The 8934-nt window shown below is 63.2% G+C and carries 8 protein-coding genes; 4 read left to right on the forward strand and 4 right to left on the reverse strand.

The annotated features are described in order from the left end of the window. Positions 1-4: 4 nt before the first annotated feature. The 4 genes from J7J55_04800 to J7J55_04815 form a co-directional block, all read right to left on the reverse strand. Entirely contained in the window at positions 5-1537 is a 1533-nt protein-coding gene (locus tag J7J55_04800; protein MCD6142016.1) for an ABC transporter ATP-binding protein, read from the reverse strand. Between the two features lie 30 nt (positions 1538-1567). Next, on the reverse strand, positions 1568-2611 hold the full coding sequence (locus tag J7J55_04805; protein ID MCD6142017.1) for a BMP family ABC transporter substrate-binding protein: 1044 nt from the start codon (positions 2609-2611) through the stop codon (positions 1568-1570). A 75-nt stretch (positions 2612-2686) separates the two neighbouring features. Then, entirely contained in the window at positions 2687-3442 is a 756-nt protein-coding gene (locus J7J55_04810; GenBank protein ID MCD6142018.1) for a nucleoside phosphorylase, read from the reverse strand. 38 nt (positions 3443-3480) lie between these two features. Then, positions 3481-5394, reverse strand: a complete 1914-nt coding sequence (locus tag J7J55_04815) for a right-handed parallel beta-helix repeat-containing protein (GenBank protein ID MCD6142019.1) — start codon at positions 5392-5394, stop codon at positions 3481-3483. A gap of 238 nt (positions 5395-5632) precedes the next feature. Between J7J55_04815 and J7J55_04820 the strand changes: the two genes are divergently transcribed. The 4 genes from J7J55_04820 to J7J55_04835 form a co-directional block, all read left to right on the forward strand. Beyond that, positions 5633-6622 (forward strand): hypothetical protein, encoded by a 990-nt coding sequence (locus J7J55_04820; GenBank protein MCD6142020.1) that lies wholly within the window; start codon positions 5633-5635, stop codon positions 6620-6622. 50 nt (positions 6623-6672) lie between these two features. Beyond that, positions 6673-7734, forward strand: coding sequence for a class I SAM-dependent methyltransferase (locus J7J55_04825; GenBank protein ID MCD6142021.1), 1062 nt, complete (start codon positions 6673-6675; stop codon positions 7732-7734). Next, complete coding sequence (locus J7J55_04830) at positions 7731-8681, forward strand: queuosine salvage family protein (protein ID MCD6142022.1); 951 nt, start codon at positions 7731-7733, stop codon at positions 8679-8681. Before J7J55_04825 ends, J7J55_04830 begins: the two co-directional genes overlap by 4 nt. 1 nt (position 8682) lies before the next feature. After that, positions 8683-8934, forward strand: a 252-nt coding sequence (locus J7J55_04835; protein ID MCD6142023.1) for a tRNA-guanine transglycosylase, incomplete at its 3' end; no start/stop codon positions are given.

Raw genomic sequence — 8934 nt, forward strand, 5'->3', positions numbered from 1 at the left:
CGTTTCAACTTTCCTCCGTCTTTGATCCGCTCAGCATCAGCTCCCCGAGCTCGCGGCGGTCGGTATCCTCCGGATCCTTTATCGCCACGATCTCCCCGTTATAGATCACCGCAATCCGATCGCTCAGCATCATCACCTCGTCGAGGTCCATCGAGATGAGGAGGACGGCCGCACCCCGGTCGCGCATTCCGAGGAGCTGCTCGCGGACGTACTCCATCCCCCCGACGTCGAGGCCCCGCGTCGGCTGGGCGGCGATGATCACCCGCGGCTGCTTGGAGAACTCGCGCCCGACGATCAGCCGCTGCTGGTTCCCGCCGGAGAGGTTCCGCGCCAGAACAAGGATCGACGGGGTCTTCACCCCGTACTCCTCAACGATCCGCTCGGTGTAGCGCGTGATCGCCCGCTGGTTGTGCCAGAACCGGTTGGGAGCGAACTCGTGGGCGCGCTGGCGGCCGAGGATCGCGTTCTCCCGGATGGTGAAGTCCATCACCAGCCCGCGCAGCTGTCTGTCGGCCGGGATGTGGGCGATGCCGGCGTCGATGAAATCGCGCGCCGTCTTTCCGGTCAGGTCAAGGCCATCGAGGAAGATCGATCCTCTCTTCACCGGCCGCAATCCGGTCAGCACCTCGGCAAGCTCGGCCTGCCCGTTACCTTGCACCCCGGCGATCCCGAGGATCTCGTTCTTCCGCAGCTCGAACGAGACGCCCTTGAGGGCGGGAAGCCCGCGATCGTCCTCTGCCTCGATCTTCTCGACCTTCAGGACCGGCTCCGGGGTCCCTTTCGCCTCAGTCCGCCGGACGGTGAACACGACGTCGCGGCCGACCATCATCTCAGCAAGCTCCCGCTCGTTCGTCTCAGCGGCGGCGACCGTCCCGATCACCTTCCCCTTGCGCAACACCGTGATCCGGTCGCATATCTCGATCGCCTCGCGCAGCTTGTGGGTGATCAGGACGGTCGACTTCCCCTCCCCCTTCAGGGTTCGAAGGGCGTTTTCCAGGTGTTCGACCTCCTGCTCGGTCAAAACGGCGGTCGGCTCGTCGAGGATCAGGGTATCCGCCCCACGGTACAGGGCCTTTATGATCTCGACGCGCTGCTGCTCCCCGACCGGGAGCTGTTCGACCCGCGCTCGCGGATCGACCGGAAGGCCGTACTGGTTCGAGAACTCCTCGATCCTCTGGATAGCAGCGTTCCGATCGATGAAAAGGCCCGATCTGATCGGCTCCTGGCCGAGCATGATGTTCTCGGCGACGGTGAGCCGGGGGACGAGCATGAAGTGCTGATGGACCATCCCGATCCCCAGCCTGATCGCCGTCGCCGGGCCGTAGTTCGATTGGGGTTTACCGTTGATCAGGATCTGTCCTGCGTCCGGCCGATACAGGCCGTACAGGATGCTCATGAGCACGGTCTTCCCGGCGCCATTCTCGCCGAGAAGACCGTGTATCTCTCCACGTCTCAGGGCGAAGTCGATCCCGTCGTTGGCGATGACGCCCGGGAATCGCTTCACGATCCCCCGCATCTCTACCGCGAACTCAGGCATCGACCCGCCTTGGCTAATCGGTCAGTCGGATCAGTGTTCGATGACGATCGAACCGTCTTTGATCCCGTTCACCGCCTCGACCAGCTTCAGGATCAGCTCGCAGGGGACGTCCACCTTCGAGGCGCTCTTCCTGATGTAGTCGTTTACGTCGAGGTGCCCGATCGCGATCCCGGTCCCGAATCCGAACTCGGAGGTGATTCCGTAGCTGTAGATCCCGGGTGCCCAGATTCCGTTCGCCATCCGCATGATCTGCGACTCGACGGCGAGGTCGACCCGCTTCAGCCCGCTCCCGACGATGACATCGGCGTGCTCAGGGGCGGTCAGGGCCTGATCGACGTCGGTCCCGAACGCGTACCAGTTCGGGTTCTCCTCCGCAGCGGTGAACACGCCGAGGTGGGACTTTCCGGCTGCACCGTAGATGTAGTCAGCCCCTGCGTTGTACATCTCGCGTGCCAGCTCGGCGCCGAGGGTCGGATTCGCCCACTCGCCCACGTAGCGGACGAGCACCTTTACGTTCGGGTTGACCCACTGCGCTCCCTGGGTGTAGCCCTTCATGAACCCGATGATCAACGGGATCTCCATTCCACCCTCGAACCCGATGATGTTCGTCTTGGTGAGGTACCCGGCGGCGACCCCAACGAGGAACGCCTCCTCCCAGTCGTTCGTCACCACCGAGGCGACGTTCGGCTGATCGACGACCATGTCCACGATCACGAACTTCTGATCCGGATACTGGGGAGCGACCGTCTCCAGGGCCGATGCCTGATCGAATCCGATGCAGACGATGATGTCGTAGTCACCCGAGTCGGCAAACTGGAGCTGATAGCCCTCGTATTCGGATATGTCGCTCGGCTCGACGTAGTCGAGGACGTCGTCGACCGTCACCCCATACTTGGCCGCGATCTGAGCCGCCGCGTCGGACGCTCCCTTGAAGCTCTGGTCGTTGAACGACTTGTCTCCCAATCCGCCGGTGGCGAGGATCAACCCGACCTTCGGATAATCGGCGGCGAACACCCCCACCACCAACACGCCGACGAGCAACACCGCGGCAAGAATCGCACCTAACTTCTTCATGCTGTTCCCTCCTTTTTTGAACGCCCACCCAGCTCTCATGGCGAGCGGGTCGTTCTACTGCATTGTGCTACAACCTTAGCTTTTTCTTTGCTGTTTTTCAAACTCCGCGGCGTGCAGGCGAACGATCCCCGCGAGGGCGCAATCGATCTCCTGGGAGACGGCATTGCGCACAACATCCCGATGGGGATTGTAAGCTCCGGCGGCCGCACTCCGCGCGTCCCCGTCGATGGCGAGGATAGCGCCAGCGCGGACATGGCGAAGGGCAGCCACACAGAACAGAGCGGCGCATTCCATCTCCACCGCCATGGCCCCGGCGCGGGATAGGGGTTCAATCCCGAGGTCAAGCACCCCCTGATAGAAGGCGTCGGAAGTGACGACTACCCCACGGTGCACGCGGACATCCATCGTCTGCGCAGCGTTCCACAGCGCCCCAACTACGTCTGGGTCAGCCAGAGCAGGATATTGGATCGGAAGAAGCTGCGGAGTTGTCCCCTCGTATCGCACCGCACCAAGAGCGACCACCAGATCTCCATCCACTACGGAATCTTGGAGGGAACCGGCCGTCCCGACCCGGATGAGGACACGAGCACCTGCCTTGATCGATTCCTCAGCGCAGATCGCCGCCCCAGGAGCCCCGACCCCGGTGGAGATAACTCCGATCTCCACCCCGCGGTAGCTTCCGCAGTAAGAATGGAACTCCCGATTCTTCGCGAGCTCCTTCGTGCCCTCCAACCGCTCGGCGATTCGCGCGGCCCGTGCTGGGTCACCCGGGAGGAGGACATACGGGGGGAGATCCCCCGGCTTCAACAAGATGGTCGGGAGGCGCGCCATTTAACCCTCCTTATCTCGTTAGGAAAAAGAGATGCCCGTTACTCTTCCGGGAGCGTCAGTACCGTCCCTTCCCCGATCCCGTGTGCAGAGAGGTAGCCTTCAGGAAGCTCGAGTGCGTACTGGAAGGGTCTCTTTGCTGTGTAGAGCTTCTTCTCCTTATCCTCTTCGGAGTAGACAGCCATCGTCGTCCCCCCCGCGAACCTCCCGTCCTTGTCGAAGAACGCGATGTCGAGCGGGAAGTGGACCGTGTCCATGACGAAGTTCCCTTGGAATTCCTTGTCATACATGAACAAGATCGCCGGGACGAGATCACGCAATGACGGCGGATAGCCGCGGAACCCGGTGAACCGGGAGTAGCCGGCATCGGCAACCAGAGCGGTGATCTTGAGCTGCGTTCCATCACCCGTGGTGAGGATCACCTGTTTCCGGGAAAGATCGCCGAGGATCCCGAGACCGACGGTCGCCCCCGCGGTGGTGACAAGAGGGGCCGTGTCCTGGGCGGCGGATGGATAGACGGTCATCGGAGTGTCCCCGATCCCGTCTCCGTTCGCATCCGTGCCGGTATAAGTCTCCCAGTAGTTCCCCTTCCCTCCGTGGGTCCATGTGTTTCCCTTCCCGTAGTCCTCCACCAGGGCCTCTCCGGTCCCGAGGAAGTAGTTCCCGTAGACCGTGTTTATTCGCGAGTCGTGGTTCAGATAGAGGTTATGGTCATTTTCGGAGAGGACGTTCTCGTGAAGCGAGTTTCCCATGATCGTTCGCTTCCCATACGTCTCCGGGAACAGGATACCATGCCGCTGCTGGGAGATCAGGTTGCGGGAGATGTCGTTGTACGAGCCGATCACCTCGACCCCGTACGCCCCGGCGACGATCGTGTTGGCGGAGACGGTATTATGGTCCGCCTGCACCCCGAGGTAGACCCCGGTCTCCGCGTCGGTGATCGCGTTGTCGACGACCTCGTTCCCGGTCGCCCGCTCGATCGCCACCCCGTACTTCGTGTTCTCCTGGGTGATGATGTTCCGCGCGATCGAGTTCCCGGTCGATCCCCCTGTAATCTGGATCCCGGTGGGATTGGCAAACACGAGGTTGTCGTGGATCGAGTTCTTATCGGACGCCGAGACGAGGACGCCGTAGTTGTTGGCGAGCAACTGGTTGTCGAAGAGCTCGTTTTCGTTCGAGAGCCACAGGTACACCCCGGCGAACCGGTTGTTCTTGAGGATGTTTCCGGTCACCGTGTTGTTGTCGGATCGGTACAGGGTGAGCCCATGTTCGGTGTAGACCGGATTCTTCCGGTAGGCCTGGTTATCCTTGATGACGGAATCGTTCACGAACGCAAGCTGAATCCCGTCTCCGTTCACGATCTCGTTGTTCTCGATCGTCATCCCGTCGCATGCTGCAATGTACAGGCTCGTTCCCTTGATCCCGGAGATCGTCTCCCCGTGCCGCCCGTAGAAGTAGTGGATCGGGCTGTCGTTGAGCACGTTGGACGTGTCGATCGCGTGGTCGTACTCCTCCGGCGTCTCTCCGGTCACCCGAAGGCCCAGCCCCTGCACGTAGATGACGTTCCCGGTCAGGGTGACGTCAGTGGAAGAGGCGATCTCGATCCCGTTCAGAGAGTTGTTGATCGAGCACCCCTCCACCCGGGCGCCGGATACGAATCCGAGGTGGATCGCCGCTCCGTGCGGGTCACTCGCCCCCTGGATGACAAGCCCACGCAAAACGAAGTGTGCGGTCGTGTTCTGGATGTTCACCCCGTACGGGGTCCCGTTGGGGATGGTAATCTCCCAGCCTGCGATTACGTACGGATCGTCTGCGGTCCCACTCCCGGAAAGGACTCCGTTATCCGCCGTAAAGTCGGAATCGCCGAGGATCGTTATCGGAGCGTGGGACGCTGCTGCTCCCACGACGACCAGCGTGAACAGTGCCGCCATAAAAACAAGCGATATCTTCTTCATCTTTGCTCTCTCCTTCGTTGCAAACCCGCTTTTTGAATTATATCCGTCCTCTTGCTGACAGACAATGATGATAACGGAATCTGATAGAGATTAGGTGTGGAAGAAGTGGAGGAACGGTGAACGCGCGGATGACCGCTCTCCCGATCAGGCTGGTTCCCTCCCCCGGAGTGCCCTAGTTCCCCCGGGCGAGGGCGGAATGGGAGGGCAGAGGCGGTCTTGTGCGGCTAGACTGAAGGGCATGAAAGCTTCGGCCGTCGTGTTGATCGGGATCGTCATCATCGCTGCGTTTGGGGTCCGCTCCGACCGCGGCTCCACCCTCACCGATATCGCGCTTTCCTCCCATGGACGGATTGGGGTGTATCTCACTTCATTCGCCCTAACCAAGCCGGAGACCCTCACTGAGGTACTCACCGCCGCGAGAGAGGGGAAGATCAACGCTGTGGTGATCAACGTGAAGAACATGCACGGCGAGGTGACCTACGCCAGTGCCGTCCCGCTCGCACGCAAGATCGGAGCCGCTGTAGGAAGGATCGATCCCCGTGCCCTGATCGCTCGACTGCACGCCGCCGGGATCTACGTCATCGCCCGTCAAGTGCTGTTCTACGACCCCAAACTGGCGGCGTACCTCAAGCTGCCGAACCCATGGGTTCCGGTGGATAATGACCAGGCGGTGGCATACAACCTGGCGATCGCGTCCGAGGTGGCATCGCTTGGGTTCGACGAGCTCCAGTTCGACTACATCCGGTTCCCGGACGGAGAGGGGCTCGGGACCAGATACGCAGCACGTTACGCGGCGGTGAACCGGTTCCTGGACGCGGCGCGGGATGCGCTCGCGGGGAGGATCACGATCTCGGCGGACCTGTTCGGCCGGGTGATGTGGAATTGGAACCGGAAGAAGATCGACCCAATCGGCCAATCCCTCGAAGAGATCGCCGCCCGCGTCGATTTCGTCTCCCCGATGCTCTATCCGTCGCATTACAACGAGGAATACTACAAGGACGATCCCTACCGGGTCGTCAAAGAGGCGCTCGCCGCCGGGATGGCCCGGGTCTCCACCCCGATCCGTCCGTTCCTCCAGGCATTCGGCCGGGACGTACCGGCGGGAATGTCGCTTGAGGAGTACATCCGCGCCCAGATCAGGGCGGCGCGGGAATCCGGGACGGACGGGTACCTGTTCTGGAACCCGAGCTGCGACTACACCGCCCTGTACCGCGCGCTCGCGGACTAGTTCTTTATCCCTCCCTCTCTTTCCGGTACCATCGTCGGCAAGGAGGGACGATGCGGCCGATCGAGGAGTGGATACGCGGGAATTTCAGGGTCGAATGGGTCGATTCGGCAGCGCTCCGCTACGACGAGATGGAACACCAGGCTCCGCCCGATCTCGGCGGGGTGTATCGCCCGTACACCCCGGAGCGGATCGACGATTGGATCGATCTGTCGCTCGTCATGGCCTACCTCAGTGCTCTGGGGACGACCGGCCGGATCCTCGACATCGGGACCGGCGACGGCTGGCCGGCCCTCCCGCTCGCCCCGTACGTGGAGCAGGTGATCGGGATCGATCGGTCGAGGAAGCGGATCGAGACGGCGGAGGCGAACCGGGCCCGGCTCGGGATCGAAAACGCAACTTTTCGCGTCGCCTCCGGCGACGATCTCCCGTTCCCGGACAAAAGCTTCGCCGGGGTCGTCGCCGGCACGGCGATCGAGCAGATCCCCGATCCCGCCGCCTGCCTGCGCGAGGCGTATCGCGTGCTGGAACCCGGCGGCACGCTCGTCGCCACGGTGGAGCATCTGGACGGGGAACTCGCCGGTCCGTACGCGGAGGAAGTGGAGCTGTTCCCCGTAGGGGATCGGTTCCTCTATCGCTACGCGGTGAAGGAGCGCCGCCCACCGCGGGAGGCGGAGTACCTGATCGCGTTCGACTCCAGCCCGGAGATGGCAGAGATCGCTGCAAACTTTCCGCGCCGGCCCGGGTTCACCCGAAGGGAGGGAGAGCCGGGGATGCAGCCGCTTGCCGGGACGATCGCGGAGACGTTCGGTCTGCCGTTCCTGGAGCGATTCCGCGGTGCAGTCGCGGCAGTGCGCGGGTTCGAGCTGCGCCACTTCACCGCGGGATCCCTGCGGGAAGCACTCGCCGCCGCCGGGTTCGCTCGGGTCAAGATCCGCGGACCGATCACCCGGATCGCATCCCGGTTCTTCATCGCGCTCCACGAGGAGGGGCTGCTTGCCATGCTCGCCCCGAGGTTCGCTAAGATATGCCGCGCCCTGGCGCAGGCGTGGGATGAGGTCCCGCCGGAAGGGGGTTCACTTTTGTTCGTACAGGCGAGAAAGGAGACGACATGATCGATGTCCGCGACAGTGCGCGGTTCGTGATGGAGAACGCGGATCACGTGACCATCGACAAGAGCGCGATCCCGGGGCTGGCGGACCAGCTCCTTCCCATTCCGGTCCCGGACTGGGACTGTGTGCATCACTACTGCGACGGGACGGCCCGCACCGTTGCCTACCTGCTGGTGGTCGACGCGCTCAACTTCTGCTTCTTCCCCGAGCCGCGGTGGAAGGTGGTCGTGGACGGGGAACGGCTGAGCGGGTACTTCGCCCTCACCGCGGTCCTGCGGGAGGCGCTCCTCGCTGGCCGGCCGATCGACGACTTCGGGTATCTCGCGCGGATACCCGACGACGAGGCCCGGGAGATCCTGCACGGCCGGGTCAAGATCGGTGAGATCCCGCTGTTCGACGAGAGGGTCGCGATCCTGCACGAGATCGGGCAGCGGATGACCGAGCTCTACTCCGGTCGGCCGGAACAACTGATCGCGGCCGCGGACAGAAGCGCGCTCCGGCTGGTCGAGCTCGTGCTGGAGGCGTTCCCCTCGTTCCGCGACGAGGCGAGCTACAAGGGAGAACGGGTCGCGTTCTACAAGCGGGCGCAGATCCTCGCCGGCGACCTGTACGCGTGCTTCTCCGGAAGATCGTACGGCGAGTTCCACGACATCGCCCGGCTGACCGCGTTCGCCGACTACAAGCTCCCCCAGCTCCTGCGCGCCGCCGGGGTGATGCGCTACAGTGAGGATCTGGCAGCGAGGGTCGACAACGAGGAATGGATCGAGGCCGGGGCGCCCGAGGAGGTCGAGATCCGCGCCGCGACGATCGTCTCCGTCGAGCTGCTGTGGGACGCCCTCGCCCGCAAGGGGAGGCCGCTCCTCTCCCTCGAGCTCGACTGGCTCCTGTGGCATGCCTCCCAAAACCGGGAGATGGCCCCGCATCACCGCACCCTCACCACCTTCTACTGATATGTACGAGCTGCTCCATCAGGAAGCGAACTCGCGTGCCCGAACCGGGATCATCCATACCGCGCACGGTGACGTCCTCACCCCGGCGTTCGTCGCGGTGGCGACGCGGGCGAGCGTGAAGGCGGTCGAGCCGGCGGCGATCGAGGAGATCGGCGTGCAGATCGTGATCTCAAACTCCTACCACCTCCACCTGCGTCCGGGGGAGGAGACGATCGCTGGGCTCGGCGGACTGCACGGGTTCTCCGGCTGGAAC

The sequence above is a fragment of the Candidatus Bipolaricaulota bacterium genome, assembly GCA_021159055.1.
In the GTDB taxonomy this organism is placed as follows: Bacteria; Bipolaricaulota; Bipolaricaulia; order UBA7950; family UBA9294; genus S016-54.

Excerpts from the sequence above, each read along its gene's own strand:
- J7J55_04810 (MCD6142018.1), bottom strand. The coding sequence starts at position 3,442 with ATGGCGCGCCTCCCGACCATCTTGTTGAAGCCGGGGGATCTCCCCCCG.
- J7J55_04820 (MCD6142020.1), top strand. The coding sequence starts at position 5,633 with ATGAAAGCTTCGGCCGTCGTGTTGATCGGGATCGTCATCATCGCTGCG.
- J7J55_04825 (MCD6142021.1), top strand. The coding sequence starts at position 6,673 with ATGCGGCCGATCGAGGAGTGGATACGCGGGAATTTCAGGGTCGAATGG.
- J7J55_04800 (MCD6142016.1), bottom strand. The coding sequence starts at position 1,537 with ATGCCTGAGTTCGCGGTAGAGATGCGGGGGATCGTGAAGCGATTCCCG.
- J7J55_04805 (MCD6142017.1), bottom strand. The coding sequence starts at position 2,611 with ATGAAGAAGTTAGGTGCGATTCTTGCCGCGGTGTTGCTCGTCGGCGTG.
- J7J55_04815 (MCD6142019.1), bottom strand. The coding sequence starts at position 5,394 with ATGAAGAAGATATCGCTTGTTTTTATGGCGGCACTGTTCACGCTGGTC.
- J7J55_04830 (MCD6142022.1), top strand. The coding sequence starts at position 7,731 with ATGATCGATGTCCGCGACAGTGCGCGGTTCGTGATGGAGAACGCGGAT.